Annotated in this window: 16 protein-coding genes; all 16 read right to left on the reverse strand. The window is 47.0% G+C overall.

All coding sequences use genetic code 11. The annotated features are described in order from the left end of the window. Positions 1–8: 8 nt before the first annotated feature. The 16 genes from DESYODRAFT_RS22170 to lpdA all read right to left on the reverse strand — a co-directional run bounded on the left by DESYODRAFT_RS22170 (position 9) and on the right by lpdA (position 17999). Positions 9–734, reverse strand: coding sequence for a cell division protein FtsQ/DivIB (locus tag DESYODRAFT_RS22170; RefSeq protein ID WP_007786517.1), 726 nt, complete (start codon positions 732–734; stop codon positions 9–11). A gap of 108 nt (positions 735–842) precedes the next feature. Further along, positions 843–2108 carry a UDP-N-acetylglucosamine 1-carboxyvinyltransferase gene (gene murA, locus DESYODRAFT_RS22175; protein ID WP_007786518.1) on the reverse strand — a complete coding sequence of 422 codons (1266 nt, stop codon included), beginning with the start codon at positions 2106–2108 and terminating at the stop codon, positions 843–845. A 56-nt stretch (positions 2109–2164) separates the two neighbouring features. After that, on the reverse strand, positions 2165–3097 hold the full coding sequence (gene murB, locus DESYODRAFT_RS22180) for a UDP-N-acetylmuramate dehydrogenase (protein ID WP_052315278.1): 933 nt from the start codon (positions 3095–3097) through the stop codon (positions 2165–2167). Then, positions 3012–3884, reverse strand: coding sequence for a hypothetical protein (locus DESYODRAFT_RS22185; RefSeq protein ID WP_007786520.1), 873 nt, complete (start codon positions 3882–3884; stop codon positions 3012–3014). The genes murB and DESYODRAFT_RS22185 overlap by 86 nt, the downstream gene beginning before the upstream one ends. Positions 3885–4031: 147 nt before the next feature. Beyond that, positions 4032–5141 (reverse strand): undecaprenyldiphospho-muramoylpentapeptide beta-N-acetylglucosaminyltransferase, encoded by a 1110-nt coding sequence (gene murG, locus DESYODRAFT_RS22190; RefSeq protein ID WP_042340000.1) that lies wholly within the window; start codon positions 5139–5141, stop codon positions 4032–4034. Positions 5142–5242: 101 nt separating this feature from the next. After that, positions 5243–6337 carry a stage V sporulation protein E gene (spoVE, locus tag DESYODRAFT_RS22195; RefSeq protein ID WP_007786522.1) on the reverse strand — a complete coding sequence of 365 codons (1095 nt, stop codon included), beginning with the start codon at positions 6335–6337 and terminating at the stop codon, positions 5243–5245. A gap of 17 nt (positions 6338–6354) precedes the next feature. After that, entirely contained in the window at positions 6355–7728 is a 1374-nt protein-coding gene (murD, locus tag DESYODRAFT_RS22200) for a UDP-N-acetylmuramoyl-L-alanine--D-glutamate ligase (protein WP_007786523.1), read from the reverse strand. Positions 7729–7775: 47 nt separating this feature from the next. Then, positions 7776–8123: a PAS domain-containing protein gene (locus DESYODRAFT_RS22205; protein ID WP_007786524.1), complete on the reverse strand. Its 348-nt coding sequence runs from the start codon at positions 8121–8123 to the stop codon at positions 7776–7778. 16 nt (positions 8124–8139) lie between these two features. After that, positions 8140–9141, reverse strand: a complete 1002-nt coding sequence (mraY, locus tag DESYODRAFT_RS22210; RefSeq protein ID WP_007786525.1) for a phospho-N-acetylmuramoyl-pentapeptide-transferase — start codon at positions 9139–9141, stop codon at positions 8140–8142. 13 nt (positions 9142–9154) lie between these two features. After that, positions 9155–10591: a UDP-N-acetylmuramoyl-tripeptide--D-alanyl-D-alanine ligase gene (locus DESYODRAFT_RS22215; RefSeq protein WP_007786526.1), complete on the reverse strand. Its 1437-nt coding sequence runs from the start codon at positions 10589–10591 to the stop codon at positions 9155–9157. Further along, the gene (locus DESYODRAFT_RS22220) at positions 10572–12059 is read right to left on the reverse strand and encodes a UDP-N-acetylmuramoyl-L-alanyl-D-glutamate--2,6-diaminopimelate ligase (RefSeq protein ID WP_007786528.1); all 1488 of its coding nucleotides are present in this window, start codon (positions 12057–12059) and stop codon (positions 10572–10574) included. The genes DESYODRAFT_RS22215 and DESYODRAFT_RS22220 overlap by 20 nt, the downstream gene beginning before the upstream one ends. 107 nt (positions 12060–12166) lie before the next feature. After that, the gene (locus DESYODRAFT_RS22225) at positions 12167–14221 is read right to left on the reverse strand and encodes a penicillin-binding transpeptidase domain-containing protein (protein ID WP_007786529.1); all 2055 of its coding nucleotides are present in this window, start codon (positions 14219–14221) and stop codon (positions 12167–12169) included. 53 nt (positions 14222–14274) lie between these two features. Next, the gene (locus DESYODRAFT_RS22230) at positions 14275–14769 is read right to left on the reverse strand and encodes a hypothetical protein (protein WP_007786530.1); all 495 of its coding nucleotides are present in this window, start codon (positions 14767–14769) and stop codon (positions 14275–14277) included. Positions 14770–14798: 29 nt separating this feature from the next. Next, entirely contained in the window at positions 14799–15731 is a 933-nt protein-coding gene (gene rsmH / locus DESYODRAFT_RS22235; RefSeq protein WP_007786531.1) for a 16S rRNA (cytosine(1402)-N(4))-methyltransferase RsmH, read from the reverse strand. Positions 15732–15747: 16 nt separating this feature from the next. Continuing rightward, positions 15748–16179: a division/cell wall cluster transcriptional repressor MraZ gene (gene mraZ, locus DESYODRAFT_RS22240; protein ID WP_007786532.1), complete on the reverse strand. Its 432-nt coding sequence runs from the start codon at positions 16177–16179 to the stop codon at positions 15748–15750. Between the two features lie 437 nt (positions 16180–16616). Further along, entirely contained in the window at positions 16617–17999 is a 1383-nt protein-coding gene (gene lpdA / locus DESYODRAFT_RS22245; RefSeq protein WP_007786533.1) for a dihydrolipoyl dehydrogenase, read from the reverse strand. Between the last annotated feature and the right edge of the window lie 174 nt (positions 18000–18173).

Genomic DNA, 18173 nt, shown 5'->3' on the forward strand with positions numbered 1-18173 from the left:
CTCCTGACTTAGCGGCCAATGACAGGTTTCGCCGCCGTGAAATCAATATATCGTACCCCTTGTTGAATGGATGTATACCCGGCATCGTTTATCAGCTGATAAAGAGCCTTTAATTTATTTATCCAATCATTAGCCTGTCCTAATCGAACTTCCACACCACTCGTTAGAAATAGGGTTATCTGTTCAACATCATTTACGTGAACTTCTCCGATCTGAGCAACCAATTCGGGAGGAGCTTGACCAAGCATACGCAGTGCTGCCATAAGGAGCGGATTGGCAAGATTTTGTCCCGGCCCTATTGTGTCCGGAAGTTCGATTCCACTAATCACGGGATAATCTTCATTCGGCCAACTCTCCAAACGTCGTAAAAACGTTCCTTCGGCATCCACTTCTAAGACACCTTTCGGAACTACCACCAAGGCAGCCGGAGTTCGTTCCTTCACCTGGATCACAAGTGTTTGAGGGAGCTTTCTCTGGAATTGAACGCTTTGCAGCAGGGGATGTAAAGAAATCTTATATTCAAGAGCCTTTTGGTCGAAGAGCAATAAGTTTTGTCCTTGAATTCCGTCGGATAATTTTAGGATCTCGTTCTCTGAGATTAGACTAAGCCCCTGCACTGTAACCTTTTGAATGGCAAAAGCACTAGAGCGCAAAAAGAGCGCCAACCCCAGTGACAGCAGAATCGTCAAGACCACGACATAAAAAAAGGACGTATTCATTTTCTTGGGTTCCATTTTGGCACTTTCCTCCTTCTCCCAAGTATAACGAATACAGTCCTATTCTGTACATGCCTTTTTGCATATTTAATAATAAATTTTTGTTAGGATTAATAATTCTTATTCTTAGCCCTTCTTTGAAACACGAAGGAGTTTGGCTCCTAAACAAGAGTACTTTTCTTCTAGTCGTTCATAACCACGATCAATATAATCGACCTTTTCAAGCACAGTCGCTTCTTCTGCAGCTAAAGCTGACAGGAAGAGCGCCGCCCCTGCCCGAAGATCTGTTGCTTCCACGAAAGCTCCTTCAAGTGTTTCCACCCCTCGAATTACCGCGGTTCTTCCTTCAACTGTAATTTGTGCTCCCATACGGCGCAGCTCATCGACATGCTGAAACCGGTTTTCAAAGATTGTTTCAGTTATTATACTAGTTCCTTCAGCGCTGGAAAGCATAGCCATGAACTGAGGCTGCATATCCGTCGGAAATCCTGGGTAGGGCATTGTCTTAAGGTCTATTCCTCGGATTCCGCCCTGCTGCTGCACGCGAATTGAATCATCAAAGAGAGTTATAGCTGCTCCCGCCTGCCTCAACTTCGCAATAACAGGTTCCAAATGCTCTGGGACAACATTCTCGATGACGACATCTCCTTTCGTCATGACCGCGGCAATCATGTGCGTACCTGCTTCAATACGATCCGGAATGACAGTATGTTCCGCAGGATGGAGTGCATCTACCCCATCGATTCTTATGACATCCATTCCTGCTCCGCGCACTTTTGCCCCCATTTTGTTCAGGAAGTTTTGCAGATCCACGATTTCCGGCTCGCGGGCTGCATTTCGAATCACTGTAGTCCCTTTGGCTAAAACAGCAGCCATCATAATATTTTCAGTGGCTCCTACGCTCGGCATGTCTAAATAGACATCTCCCCCCCTGAGCTGATCCGCCTTAGCCTCAATATAGCCATGCTTCTCATTAACTTTTACGCCGAGTAGCTGCAATCCCTTTATGTGCTGATCCATCGGACGCGAACCTATAGCACACCCACCCGGGCGGGAGATTTTTACTCGTCCATATCGGGCAAGCAAAGGGCCTAAAATAAGATTAGAAGCTCGCATTTGCCGCATTAATGCTTCATCAACCTCACAAGATACTAACCCTCCGGCATTGACAAGCATTCCCTCATTTTGGCGCGCAACCTTGCAGCCAAGAGTTTCAAGCACCTCAATCATATGCGTGATATCCGCTAAGGCCGGAATTTCCAGCAAGTTAGATGTCCCTTCAGCCAGTAACGTTGCTGCAAGCAACGGAAGGGAAGAATTCTTCGCCCCACTTACCCGAATACTTCCTTCTAACCGCTGTTTTCCGGTAATAACATAGCGATCCATCGCCATAATCTTCTCCCCCATTCGTGTGTCAGTAAGACTCCTGCTTTTTCAAGCGGGAGCTTTTACCTTATACTTTTATGCTCTTCTATATCTTCTTTTGCTTTGACCCCACGATTTCCAGTCAAGATACTCTCTACCTCAGTTTGCAATGTAATACCATATTTCAGTTGAACATCGAGTACAATAGCCTCTATCAAGGCCAGCACATCTTTTGACATGGCCTTACCCGTATTCACGATAAAATTAGCATGTTTCTCTGAAACTTTGGCTCCGCCAATACATTTGCCTTTCCAGCCGGCGGCCTCGATTAATCTCCCCGCAGAATCTCCGGGGGGATTACGAAAAACACTCCCTGCATTCGGCTCCTCAAGCGGTTGATTAGCCGTCCTTTTGGTCAGGTTCTCTTTCATGGCCTGTAAAATCCGGTCGCGTTCTCCCGGCGAAAATTTAAGCTGAGCTTCCAGGACCCACGCTTGACCGCGCAAAGAACAGAACCTATAGGCAAATTCGAAATCCGTCCGTTCTAATTTTTTAATACTCCCGTCCGCCCATAGTGCAGTAATACTGAGAATACATGAGGCCATTTCATCGCCATGGGCACCTGCATTCATCATGATTGCACCGCCAACGGATCCCGGAATACCTCGTGCAAACTCCAGCCCGCTCCACCCTCGTTCACCTGCTTCTTGAGCTAAGCGGGCCAAGGTATACCCTGCTTCAACCCGGACTTCATGATCACCCCAGCTGATTCCACGTAATGATGTTGTCACTAACGTTATACCGGGAAGCCCTTCATCCGGGAAAAGTACATTGGATCCCCGTCCAATTAGGCGAACCGGGATTTCCGCCTCTTGGGCACGCCGCCATACACTCGATAAATCCTCCACAGTTTCTGGCCAGTATACAGCTTCAGCGGGCCCACCAATTCTCCACGTGCTCAGGAGCTGAAGCGGATAGTTCTTCTCCACACGCCCCGGCATTCCATCCAATATCATCAAAATTCCACCTCAAGTTATCTGCCATTTTTATGTTCTCCCAAATAGAGCTAAGAGCCAGCCTTATGTCCAGCCACGAAACTCCTAAATCTATACACTTAGCTATACATTGGGCCGCCATTTGTTCTTCATTCGATTCAGGCCAACGCGGTAAATGACCTACAAATTTATAATCATCTTGCGAACGGTAAAAATCAATCCGATTTTCCCGGACCGCCCAAGACGCTTTTGTAATCTCATGATCCCCTATAACGTCTCTTCCCAAGGAACCTTTCTCCATAAGCCCTTCTAACCAGGACTCCGGCATTAGCCAATGCAAGCCTTGCTTTCGCTCACAATGCCATCTTCCTTCGGCGGTCGGCCAGAGTATCGACGGTTCGAACCCCGCCTCATTTAAGATATGCCCTAACAAGGGGCGTTCATTAATAATAACTGCGGGTTCAGTAACCCATATAATTAATTCATCCTCCAAAATATTATGTAGCAATGATTGAACGGATTGCTGACTAATCCCCTGCGCAACTGCCTTTTCTCGCCAAAACTCATCTGCCTGACTCTCAGGCCAATATACCAATTCAGTTACAGGGCTTAACTCCTCAGACTCAGATATTAGATCCGCAAATGGTTTTTCCATCCAGCGTTCCGTAAATTCTGAGCTTAACCTCTCAGTCGTCGGCTCGATCTCAGAAAATTCAAGCTGGATCCCTTTCAACACAGCCCGAACTCCAGCAATTCCCGGAGCCGCAGAAGAAGCAACCAGTTGTATTTTTCGCCTTGGCCACACCATGCTCACTCCTTTCCTTTCTTCCTGCCATATGCTATGCATTGGAGCAAAAAGGTGTGAACAAAATCGAGGCTCGAAGTGCGATGCTCGATGTCCGATTTTGGATTTTTAGTTCTAGTTTAAATTCGAACATCGAACCTCGTGCCTCGATTATCGCCAGGCAGTTTTTAAACATAGATCCAAAATTTTATTTAAAGCTTGAGGCTGAGCCAAGGTCCGGGCAGCGGCTCCCATTTTGGTCAGAAGGGGCGGTTGGGATATAAGCCTGTCAACTTCGTTCCACAATCGTTCCCCATCACATTCCTTGTCCAAAATGATTTGAGCCGCGCCAGCTTGAACTAAGGCCTGAGCATTATGTTCTTGATGATTCTCCGCTGCAAAAGGATAGGGAATCAAAACGCTGGGAATCCCTGCAACCATCAATTCGGCCAGGGAAGTTGCCCCTGCCCTGCCGATGTATAAGTCTGTGCAGGCCAACGCTTCCGGCATATCCTTCAAATACTCTAAAACACGCCACTGAGGACGTTCCCAAGAAATCCCTCTCTTTTCAAATTCCTCGATGGTTTCCGAATAAGTCGCCGTTCCAGTCGCCCAAATCACTTGAATATCCGGATACTGGGCAAGATGCTCTAAGACATTAATCATGGCTTGATTTAACGTGCGAGCCCCCCGGCTCCCACCTGTGACCAGCAAGGTCAAACGGTCGGGCCTTAATCCAAAGCGCTTTGCCCCAACTTCACGAGAACATTGACCAATCTCCTGGCGAACAGGAAGCCCCACTAGTTCTAACTTATTCTTAACACCAAAGTGCGCGATACTTTCAGGAAACGTCACCATTACCCGGCGCACAACCCTTGCCAAAATCTTATTCGTAATCCCAGGTAAAGCATTTTGCTCATGAAGTAATGTCGGTATATTAAAAAGGGAAGCCGTCAATACAACTGGACCAGACACATATCCCCCGGTTCCTACGACAAGATCCGGATGGAATTCACGTAAAATAGTCTTTGTTTCCCACAGAGCTTTAAAACTTTTTCCAATGACTTTCAACGTATCTAAGCTCAATCTACGGGGCAGTCCCTGTCCGGAAATACCCCTAAAAGCTATCCCCGCTTCCGGCACCAAACGTGCTTCCATCCCATCTTGAATTCCCACATAGAGAATTTGAGTCTCAGCGTCACGCGCCAATAACCCTTTGGCAATGGCTAACGCCGGATAGATATGCCCACCTGTTCCGCCACCGGTTAAAATTACACGCACCAATAATACACCTTCCTCCAATCATGACCCTTCCACAGTATCAGGGCCCGGAATCGCACCGGCACTCGAACTTCGAACTTCGAACATCGCGCCTCGCTTTACTACTTTGCTTCCCTTGAAATATTCAGCAGCACTCCCACTCCTATCATCGTAAAAACAAGAGACGTGCCCCCATAACTTATAAATGGTAAGGTGATCCCGGTAACCGGCAAAACCCCGCTTACAACGCCCATATTAATCATTGCTTGAACAGATACCATAGCAGTTAATCCAACCGCCAGAAAGCCCGTATACGCGTCCGGAGCTCTCATTGCCACCCGGAACCCCCGCCAGGCAAAGAGAAAGAAGGTTAATACGACTAAAGAAGCACCAATAAACCCGAGTTCCTCTCCAACCATAGCAAAAATAAAGTCCGTATGATTTTCAGGCAAATATAAAAACTTCTGGCGGCTCTGCCCCAAGCCTAAACCAAATAATCCGCCCGGACCAAGTGCCAAAAGGGACTGAATCGTCTGATATCCGTTTCCCAATGGGTCAGCCCAGGGATCCAAAAAGGCAAAGATTCGCTTCATTCGGTAAGGGGCAGCCGCAATGGCCGCTACCACCAGCCCTAATCCGGCCCCACCTAAGGCCAAAATATGACTGGCCCTGGCCCCCGCGGCAATCAACATAAAAAATGTCGTAGCAGCTATCACTAAGGTTGTGCCTAAATCAGGCTGGAGCATAATCAGCCCTGCTATCACTCCCATTAAGCCAAGAATGGGCAATACCCCTTTGCGAAAGGATTCAATCTTATGGGGATTAAGGGCCAGCAGATGAGACATCATCAACACCATGGAAAGTTTAATCACTTCCGAAGGCTGAATCGATAAGGGCCCCAGCCCAATCCAACGGTCCGCGCCATTGACTCTGCGTCCGATCCCTGGAATCTTAACCGCAATCAGAAGGACAATTGCTAAAATCAGAGCCGGTTTCGCATATTTACGCAGCCATCTTAAATCGATAACCATACTTATAAACATCGCAACTAATCCCATCGTAACCCAGAGTATCTCCATCTTAAGATAGTGATAGGGGTCGTCGTACTGTATATACCCCCTTACAGCACTAGAACTGTAAACCATAACAAACCCTATCCCTAATAGAGCCATGATCGCTCCCAACAAGACTAAATCTGGCCGATGGAATTTTCGCATATATAGATCCCCCTTTATTATTGAATGGGTTCCCTATAATGCCTACGCACTAACTCCTTAAACAATTCCCCTCTTTGCTCATAATTCTTAAACATATCCCAACTTGTACAAGCAGGGGATAATAAAACCACATCTCCAGGCATCGCTTCAGAGATTGCTTTCTCTACCCCTTCCTCGAAGGTTGTGACCTTAATAATCCTCTGAACTCCTTCATCCTGGGCAGCCTGCGCCATTTCTTCAGCCGCTTGCCCCACTAAGACCAAGCTCTTAACCTTTTCTTGGGCAACTTTCATGAATTCGTGGAAATCCAACCCTTTATTCTTACCTCCGGCAAGCAAAACCAGGGGTTCATCGAAGGCTAATAAAGCTTTAGTCGCTGCATCTGTGTTAGTCCCTTTGGAATCATTGATGAAAAGAATCCCGTTATATAAGCCCACAACTTCCTGACGGTGTTCTACTCCTTTAAACTGAGCCAGTGCTTCAGATATCTCCGTCCAGGAAAGACCAAATGCTCTCGCCGCGGCAGCCGCTGCCATAACATTTTCCAGATTATGTGATCCCCGTAATTGGAGGTCCTTCCGGGAGATGATTGGAATCATCGTCCTCTTTTCCTTCTCAGCATAGACGATCTGGTCGTGCCAAAGACTGATCCCATCCTGCAAAAAGGTCGTCGGACTGAAATAGATCACCCGGCTTTTCAATTCTGATCCCAAGTTACGTACTAAAGGGTCATCCCAATTTAAGATCGCTAAATCCGTTGCAGCTTGATTTTTAAAAATTTGAGCTTTGGCCTCCAGGTATTTTTCTAAAGTGCCATGACGGTCTAAATGATCCGGTGTGAGGTTGAGCAAAACTCCAATATGGACACGAAGCTTATCCACAAATTCCAGCTGAAAACTAGAAAGCTCGGCAACAACAATACTGTTGTTTTCCAAGCCATGCGTTTGGCTGCTTAAAGCGACTCCGATATTTCCGGCGACAACGGTCGGTCTGCCCGTGAGCTTAGCCAACTCACCGATTAACGTGGTGGTGGTTGTTTTTCCATTTGTACCGGTTACCCCAACACAAAGCGCAGGGCAATCGTGCATAGCCAACTCCACTTCGCTCCACACGGTCACATTCCGGGAAATTCCCTCCCGGACCAAAGAAAGCTTAGGAGAAACCCCTGGAGACAAAATAATCAGCTCCGGATTAATCCCGGAAAATTCCGGAACCTCATCCAAAAGCAAATGTTCAGAATTAAGCCCTAGCTTCTCTACACCTTCAAGCTTCTCAAGCGGCTGACTATCTGTCAGAAAAACCTCAGCCCCCAAACCCTTAAGCTTCCGTACTGCCGCCTGGCCGCTTAAACCTGCACCAATCACCAGAACGCGTTTGTCCAACCATTCCACGTCAAAATCCTCCGTTTCTGAGTCGTATCTTGTCTGTTCTGCAAACGTTACTTTTGCAAATTCAATTCGAATCGTTCAAAATATCCAACTAACTCTCCATTCTCGTTTCTTACCGGTACGATATAAATCCTTTCGTTTCTGGGGCTAACCTTGAGAAAGACTTCATTAGCGTGGTTTTTGAGGTTTTCCACAGTCGACTTTATCATTTCCACTGATTTGGGATTCTGATGACAAGCAAAAATGGATTTTCCAATCAAATTACGATAACCACGCTCTTGATAATAATGATATTCTGCCCTTTTGTTAAGGTATCTAATAACATGGTCGCAATCGACAAATACAATAGGGTAGGGGTATGAATCTAAAATATATGACAGCATTTTTTCTTTATCCACAAATATTCCTCCTTCTCTACCCCAGCGTCGGCATATACCCCATAATCCCCAGGACTGCGCAGATCACAGCAACAGACCAGAATACTATGACAACTTTCCACTCACTCCAGCCCGCGAGCTCAAAGTGGTGATGAAGCGGGCTCATACGAAAAACGCGCTTGCCTGTTGTTTGGAACGAAATTACCTGAATGATCACGGAGAGAGCCTCGGCTGCAAAGAGTCCGCCAATCACGATAAACACAAATTCGCTCTTGGTTAGTACGGCTAAACTTGCTAATGCCCCCCCTAAGGCCAAAGACCCCGTATCTCCCATAAAGATACGTGCAGGGTAGGTATTAAAGCGCAAAAAGCCTAAACTCCCCCCCACCAAAGCTGCTGCGAAAACTGCCATATCTGTCTCATGCGCTAGTACTGCAACTCCGTGGATGGCCGCCAAAAGAGCAATCACCACGTAGGCGGCTCCAGCAAACATGGTACTTCCCGCTGCTAAGCCGTCCAACCCATCCGTGAGATTAACGGCGTTGGTCATTAACACAATAACGAGAGAAATCAAAACGTAGTAAAACCAGCCTAATTCAAAGTGTATGGAAGTGAAGGGAATCGCTAAATCTGTTCCCCGTCCCAACCAACGGACTGATACCCACATTAGGATAAAGGCCAAACCAAACTGACCTATCAGTTTTTGGTAGGCCCGGAGTCCAAGAGAGCGATGCATTACAACTTTAATAAAATCATCCACAAACCCGATCAATCCATAGCCAAGGGTGATACCCACCAAGGTCACCATTTCCAAAGAAGTCGGTTGTTCCGCCATAACCAAAGAACTGACAATAATGCCTACGAGAAAAATTATTCCACCCATCGTAGGGGTTCCAGCCTTTTTAAGGTGTCTTTTGGGGCCATCATCGCGCACATTTTGTCCGAACTTAAGAATTCTTAAGACCGGTATCAAAAAAGGGCCCAGGACCAACGTGATAATAAGGGCTAATCCTGCCGCCATGACCAAACGCTCAGACATGTCATTCCATCCTTTACTCTGATCTTTCCAGTTTTGCAGTTATCTCTTCCATTCGCATTCCCCGCGAACCCTTGATAAGCACCCATGTTCCCGGGCCCAGCCTGGTAAGGAGGCTTAGCGCCTGCTCAACAGCTTCTTCACGTGAGCACGTTACTCTAATATGATCCCCAGCATAGCCGGCCATCCGTGCCCCTTGGGCGATCTCTTCCGCCAGTTTTCCCACGGTAATTAATTCGCTTATTCCTAACTCGGTGAGGGTTCGCCCAACTTCCTGATGCCCTGATTCCGCGGAACTGCCAAGTTCATACATATCTCCTAAAATTGCGAGGGTTTTGTTCCCGGCCGCCCGCTCTTTGAGAACTCGCAGTGAAGCCTGCATCGAAACCGGATTAGCGTTATACACATCATTAATCAGGATCGTTCCCAGAACCCCTTGCCGGACTTCTAACCTCATCTTAGACAATTCCAGCTCACTTAGTCCACAGCTTCCCTTATCCAGAGAAACCCCAAACACTGTACCCACTGCCAAAGCAGCCAGAGCATCCAAGACATTATGCGTGCCCGGCAGCGGCAGATTAGCCGTTGTCTTTTCATCCTTATAAGTTACATCAAAGGCCGTCCCCAGGACTCCCCAAGGCCTGAGGCGCTCCCCTCTGATATGGGGAGCTGCAAAAGCGCCCTCAAGACCATAAAAGCAAATGGGATGGGGATCGTTGACTGCCTTTTGTACAGAGAACAAATCCTCCCCATTAATGATCCCTTTACCATCGTCCGGCAGGGCATCAATTAGTTCCCACTTGGCCTGAGCAATTCGTTCCTGGGTGAGAAGCAGCTCTAAATGAGTCGTACCAATATTAGTGATCACCCCAATATCCGGTTTTGCGATCTCACATAAAGCTTTAATCTCTCCTAAGCCCCGCATACCCATCTCCAGAATTAAAATCTCGGTTCCCGGCGGAGCATTAAGGATTGTCAAGGGAAGTCCTAATTCGTTGTTATGATTTTGTTTATTGCGATAGACTCGAAAGGATTGGGACAGAACCGCATAAATCATATCCTTCGTGGTCGTTTTCCCATTACTCCCAGTGACCCCGACCACCTTGGCCTTTAGTTCCATGCGCCAGCCGGCGGCCAATTCCTGGAGAGCAGAAACGACAGATTTGACAAGCAAAAGTGCTTTCCCTTCCGGGATAGTTGTTTTATCCGGCAAAACAAGTTCACTTTCCTCCTGAAAGCGAGCTTCATCCGCAATCACGAGCACTGCTCCATTTTTCCAAGCAGCCTCGATATAATCATGCCCATCCACTTTTTCCCCCGGCAGAGCAAAAAACATTTCTCCACCCTGCGCGTGACGACTATCTATGATACAGCCTTGAACCTCTGCCTCCGGATTTCCAAACAACGTCCCTTTTGCTACTTGAGCAATCACATCAGCTGTCCAATTGCGCATAACCTAGCCCCCTCAATGCTTCGCGCGCTACTTCCCGATCATCAAAGGGATGAACCTCCGTGCCGAAGATCTGATAGGTTTCATGACCTTTACCGGCGATCAGAATGGTATCTCTCGGCTTCGCAAGCCGGCAAGCACTCCATATGGCTTCTCGTCGGTCTGCTATGGCAACATAATCCACACCTGAAACACCGGTTAAAATCTCTCTGATGATTTGACCCGGATCCTCTGTACGAGGGTTATCCGATGTCACGAGGAGATAATCACTCCACTGGGCCGCTACCTCCCCCATCAATGGCCGCTTCGTCCGGTCCCGGTCTCCTCCGCAGCCGAAGACTGTTAAAAGCCTCCCTTTAGTAAAGTCCCGAGCGGTTCGCACAACATTTTCCAGGCCATCGGGCGTATGTGCGTAATCCACAATAACCTGGAAAGGCTGACCAAGCCGAATACTTTCAAAGCGCCCTGGCACACCGGATATTTCCGCTAAAGCTTCCGCGACAATCTCAGGGCTATATCCCCTTTCAACTCCCCAGGCAAAGGCCGCTAAGGCATTATACACACTGAAAAATCCTGGGGTAGCATACCAAATATCCCGAACTGCACCCCGAAAATGAACCTGAAAACGGACTCCCTCTGTCGTGACTTCGACATTCTCTGCGCGGTAATCTGCCGAATTATGAATTCCATAACTTACAACGGTCGCGGCCGAAGCCTGCCTTAATTTTTCAAAGGCAGGATCATCCCCATTTAAAATGCTTATCTTAGGCTGTTTGTCACCTTTTAAATCAGCAAATAAGCGGGATTTGGCGTAAAGATAGTCCTCCATTGTCTTATGATAATCTAAGTGATCTTGTGTCAAATTGGTAAAAATTCCCGCATCAAACTCACATCCTGCCACTCTCCCCAGTACTAAGGCGTGAGAAGATACTTCCATGACCGCCAGACTTACTCCTTCGGCGACCATTTCCCCCAGGAGTTTCTGAACATCTATTGCTTCCGGTGTTGTCCTATCCCCCGGAATCGTTCGCCCATCAATTCGGGATCCCAGGGTTCCTATCAAACCGACCTTCTTGCCATGCTTTATCCCTATTTTCTCAATAAGATAGGTAATGGTTGTTTTACCATTTGTCCCGGTTACACCTACTAACTCCAGTTGCTCACTGGGATGATCGTAAATATTAGCTGCCAGCGTCCCCATAACTTGACGAACATTCGGAACCTTGACTTGAGGAACTTCAAGAGGCAAAAGCCGTTCCACAACTAAGGCCACAGCTCCAGAAGCAACAGCACTAGCTGCAAAGTCATGACCGTCTACTTTAAAACCTGGCACACAGGCATAGAGATCCCCCGGCTGAACTTGCCGTGAATCCATTGACATCCCACGGACGATGACTTGACAATCCCCCGAAGAAGCCTGAACCTCGATCCCACTTATAATCTCTGTGAGTGATTTGTTCGCTGTTGGCATTCCTCATCTTTCCTTTCGAACGTTTTTGAGCACCGTTCAATTATAAATTCATAAACCTAACGTTATTATAGACAAATTAACCCTGCAGCAGACCTCTGATCAACGGATTATTGCCCTAATGGACTGGCTGAAATCGGTACACGCCCTGTCAGACTACGAATGGCTTCAATATCTTCATCCCCATCTTCCCACCAAGAACCAAGGGTCGGGGTGGAGGCATCCGCGCCAAGATAGAGGAGAACATTCGATTCGGCTTCTACTTGCACATCCCCATGCGGAATTTGATCCAAAACGATTCCCCCCTTACCTTCTGTCATCGTCTTAAACCCAGCTTCAGCTAAAATCTTTTGGGCCTCGGCTAAAGGAAGACCCAACACTGAAGGAACGGTAGCCGCCTTTTTAATCGGCGGAAACTCCAGCCCCTGCATAGGTTTACTTGGTGTCAAGGGTGCCTTGGGATCCGGCTTAACACCCAGGTATCTCAAGGAATCGAGCATGACGGTCTGCACAATCGGGCATCCCACAACCCCGCCATAAAACGGAACACCATCGATTACACACAATATGGCGAGACGGGGTTTGTCAGCAGGTGCAAAGGCCACAAAGGAGGCAATATATTCCCCTTGAATATACCCGCCATTTTGAACCTTTTGCGCTGTCCCTGTTTTTCCTGCTACACGATAGCCTGGCAGGAACGCCCGGCGTCCCGTGCCATTGGTTACAACCGCTTCCAAAGCTTCACGTTCTGTTTTTGAAGTATCCTCACTGATAATACGCCTGATTTCTTCTTTTTTAAAGGGGGTAACTACCTTACCGCTAGGTCCAATGATTTCCTTTACCAGTTGTGGCTTCAATAACGTCCCGCCATTGGCCACCGCAGAAACCGCCGTTAATAATTGAATAGGGGTGACGTTATTGGTTTGACCGATAGACATCGTCGCCAAATCTAAGGCTGTAGCCTTTTTCTTATTCGCCAAAATACCTTTTGCCTCACCGGACATCTCAATTCCTGTCTTCTGACCAAATCCAAAATCATACAGATACTTATAAAAAGTGTCCATACCGAGACGTTGTCCCATCTCGATAAAACCTGGATTACAGGAGTTTTCGGCCACTTCAGTAAAACTTTGATCCCCATGCCCTCCTGCTTTCCAGCAGCGTACATTTTTTCCCAATACCGTATAAGCACCTTTATCATAGAAATGCTCATTGAGTTTAATTTTCTTTTCTTCTAAAGCTGCCGCTAAAGTAATGATCTTAAAGGTAGATCCCGGTTCATATCCATTCTGAATAGCAATATTTCGCCTCGTACTGGGATCCGCTTCTTGATATCGATTAGGATCAAAGGTCGGCGCTGAGGCCAAGGCCAGCATTTCTCCGGTGTTAGGATCCATCACCAGAATCGAGGCGTTCTTCGGCACTTGTCCGTTCATATTAACCCCTTGACCGGTCATCAGCTTTTGCAATTCCCGTTCCGCAAAAGCCTGGATATTCTTATCGATGGTTAATCTTACTGTGTTTCCTTGTTTAGGAGCTAAGTACTGATGTTCTGCCTGAGGCAAAGGAATCCCATTGGCCCCGAATTCTTGAAGGATACTTCCCGGAATCCCTTTTAGCTCAGATTCCCTGGTCAACTCTATTCCTTCAAGACCTTGATTGTCAATTCCTGAATACCCGATAATATGGGCAGCCAGGGAGCCATTGGGATAATATCGCTGACTATCCTCCGTAGTTCCTATTCCAGGCAGCGCTAACGCCCGTACCTGAGCAGCTACCTCCGGGCTAACCCGCTTTTGGACATATTCTAAAGCAGATCGTTTCGTAATACGCGCTTCAATCTCACCAGCAGGTTTTCCAAGCAACGAGGAAAGAGTTGCCGCCATCTCTTTGGCCCGACCGGACTGCCGAACCTCCGCCGGAATCGCATACACTGTTTCAGTACTTACACTCATCGCTAAGATATTTCCTTCGCGATCTTCGATATTTCCGCGTTTAGGCGCTACAGGAACCCCTCGAAAATGTGAATCATCCGCCTTTTTTCGCAAATCCGCTCCTTGACTAAGTTGAACGAAGCCTAAGCGGATAATTAAGACGACCAAGAAGGCACTAACACACAAAAAAAGAAAAGCGATTCGTTTACGCATGACGACATAAGGACTCACAAGCCCTCACCCCCACCTTTCCGGGGTCTCCGCGTACCCAAAGCGCCTTTCTCTTAACGTTGTGTTGAAGCAAAAAAGCTGGTAAATTTTTGTGAGAATTGTTTAAGTGCAGAAAGTTTATCCTCTGCGGCTTGAGTTTGGGCTTGAGTATCGGTTTGGGTCAACGGAGCCCCCTCTTGATTTTTGGCTGCAGGTACTACGCCTGCCATATACACTTTCCCCGTAGGTTTTTCCATGCCCATAGCCAGGGCTGCACTCTCAATCCGTCCTACTGCCCTAAGTTTGTCTGCCTCCATCTGGAGAAGATCATTCCTCGTTTTGATTTCGGATATTTCATTTTCCAAGGACCGAATCTGCGCCCCTTGAACAACCGTCAGATGAATCGTTTCCGCCCCGATTGCACCTGTCAGACCAACGACGACCGCCAATGCCAGAATACTTTTAAGCTTAGAATACCTCTTCCCCCTTCTTGCGGGTTGAGGATTTCTTTTGGCATGTGTTTGTGGTAAAACCTCCTGCCATTCAACTGATTCCTCCGCCACTACCATGGGTATTCCTCCTCCTTTTGCTTTAGACATTATATTTTTTCGGCAACCCGTAATTTTGCACTTCTGGACCTGGGATTTTCCTCCACTTCCTCTGCTGAGGGAAGAATCGGTTTTCTGGTTAACACCTTGGCTAGGGTTTGGGCGTTGCATCGACAAATCGGTAATTCCGGAGGACACGTGCACCGTCCAAGCCAGGATTTCATCCTATCTTTGACAATGCGGTCTTCAAGGGAGTGAAAGGTTATCACCCCAACCCGTCCTCCATGATCCAGACACCGCAGCGCCTGATCCAGCACCCGATCTAAAACCCCCAATTCATCATTGACTACAATTCGAATGGCTTGAAACGTTCGTTTTGCCGGATGAGGTCCGCTTCGGCGAACCGCAGCCGGAACTGCGGCCTTAATCGCTTGTACCAGATCGCCGGTAGTTTCCAAAGGATGATCCTGGCGAGTCCGGACAATAAATTGCGCAATCCGTTTCGACCATTTTTCTTCTCCATAGTTCCAAATTAGCCGGGCTAATTCCTCTTCAGTCCACGAATTGACAATCTCCCGTGCATTCAGAACACCCGCAGGATCCATTCGCATATCTAAAGGTGCATCCTGCATATAACTAAAACCCCGTTCAGCTTCATCTAATTGAGGAGACGAAACTCCTAAATCGAAAATGATTCCATTGACCGGCAGCAAGTCTAATTCCCTTAAAGTGTCCTCTAATAATTCAAAGTTTCGATTGATCAAGATGACTCGTTCATCCTGTCCAAAAACTTCTTTGGCATGACCAATGGCTTGTGCATCCTGATCAAAGCAAATCAACCTTCCAGATGCTCCAAGCTTCGCTAAAATCCTTTGGCTATGTCCGGCACCACCTAAAGTACAATCGACATATCTTCCTGAGGGGTCCCTAACAACTGAATCTACGGTCTCTTCCAATAACACTGTTACATGATGAAACTCCAAGTTAATCCGTTCCTTTCTATATTCCAAGCTGAACAAGGGATTCAGCAGCACTGGCATAGGCACTTTCTGCTTGCTGACTGTATTCTGTCCAAAGAGTCTGGCTCCAAATCTCAACACGGCTTGACACTCCCACCAGAACCAGATCTTTCTCTAATTGCGCATAATCGCGCAAATTAGCCGGCAATAGAATTCTTCCCTGCTTGTCCAGCTCACATTCCGTTGCCCCAGAAAAAAAGAAACGGACAAAGGCTCGTACGTCAGGTTGGGTAAACGGCAGCTCACGCAGTTTCTTTTCTAAAGTACCCCATTCTGCAAGAGGGTAGACAAACAAACAATGATCCAAGCCTTTGGTCACAATGAATTGTTTTCCTAAAGCTTCCCGGAATTTAGCAGGAATAATTAACCTGCCTTTTCCATCGATTGTATGAATGTACTCCCCCATAAACATGTCGTTCACCCCACTACTGTGGCAATTGGCCCCACTTCACTCCACATTACTCCACTTATTCTACGTTAGAAAAAATTATCCTGCAATCTAATCGATTTCTTTCTGGCAAATTCCTTGATTAAGGAAGAAAGTCCTACTACTCTTGAGCATCAGTCTGACAAATCCTGTCGATTGACCTGTCTAAAGTGAGAAATCAAAACCATAAATCTCCTATATTCGGACAGTAAAAACATACAACGGACAAGTGCTTTAGTATTATCTGCAATTTTTTAGCACAAAACAATAAACATTGTCAATTCTGAATTGCTCAACGTTAAAACTACCTACTTAAGTCCTAAACGAAAAACAAGCAGCGTTTAAGCGGGCTGCTTAAACGCTGCACAGATAAATAAATGGGTCCGGTTTATCTGGAATAATTCTACATTTAATCCTAAAGCTTAAGCTAAGTGAAGTGGTTTTCCACTAATTCCCTGAGCTGCCTCCATAATTGCTTCGGGTAATGTGGGATGGGCGTGGACGGTGCGTGCAACATCTTCAGCTTTAAGCCCTTTTTCCACAGCAATTACTAATTCTGAGATTAGGGTGCTCGCCTGCGGCCCCATGATACTTGCTCCTACTACTACCCCTTCGGCATCTGCCAGAATCTTAACGATTCCAATACTTTCCCCCAAAGCAAGGGCCTTGCCGTTAGCCGAAAATGGAAACTTACTTATGCGATAGTCTTTCCCTGATGCTTTAAGTTCCTGTTCTGTATAGCCAACTGTGGCAATTTCCGGATGAGTGAAGATTGCACTTGGTATCGCTCTGTAACTCATATTAACCGAATGTCCGGCGATATGCTCTACAGCAATAATTCCTTCTTCAGATGCCACATGGGCCAGCATGATTCCGCCAACGACATCACCAATCGCGTAAACCTTAGGAAGATTCGTCTGCATCTGAGCATTCACCTTAATGGCCCCTCTTTCAGTTTCTAAACCTAAACCTTCCGCATCAATTCCTTGCATACTCGGTCTGCGGCCAGTGGATAAAAGAACACGGTCAGTCGGAATATCTCTTACCCCTTTGGCATCTTCAATTTCGACTACGAGTCCCTCGCCGTCCCGGCGAATTTGCTTAACCGCGGTCTTAGTCAAAATATCCATTCCACTGCGCTTTAACAAGGGGGTTAAGCGCTTGGGAATTTCCTCATCGATCGTCGGTAACAAAGTAGGGAGCATTTCTATAACAGTTACTTTAACTCCAAAGGCCTCGAATATTGAGGCAAATTCTAAACCAATAACCCCTCCGCCAATGATAACAAGGCGTTTAGGCAGGTCTGATCCTTCAAGTATCTCATCACTGGTCTCTACCCCCGGGAGGTCAGCCCCCGGTATCGGAATACGCGCAGGAACAGACCCTGTAGCAAGCACAACATTTTCTACCTCGAAATGCTCCACTCCACTTTCAGTCGTTACTGAAATCTGCCCTGGCTTCTTGAATTCTCCCCACCCCTTCACCACACGTATATTCGCATTTTTCATCAACTTCTCAACTCCGCCTACCAACGAATTGACAACTTGATCCTTGCGAGCAAGTACAGCACCATAATCTATTCGCTTCTCACCAGCAAACAAGCCGAATTCCTCAGCACGCCCCATCTCACGCCATAAATCGGCACTCTTTACCAATGCCTTAGTAGGGATACACCCCCGGTTCAAACATGTCCCCCCCAAACGGTCACCCTCAATCAGTACAACTGATAAACCCAGTTGGGCTGCTCTTAAAGCACAAACATATCCTCCCGGTCCTCCGCCAAGAATTCCAACCTGATAATCCACGTTACCTCTCTCCTTCCGTATAATTCCCCAATATTCGACTCATGGTATGATTTCCCCTGCCTGATTATTAACAAAAAAATTGTACCGCTAAACCCCTATCAATATGTCCATCGTTATCCGATCTTATGTAAGGAAGAACCTAACCCCTTACTCGGGCTTAGGTTCCCTCGAAAT

It is taken from the genome of Desulfosporosinus youngiae DSM 17734 (genome assembly GCF_000244895.1).
GTDB lineage: Bacteria > Bacillota > Desulfitobacteriia > Desulfitobacteriales > Desulfitobacteriaceae > Desulfosporosinus > Desulfosporosinus youngiae.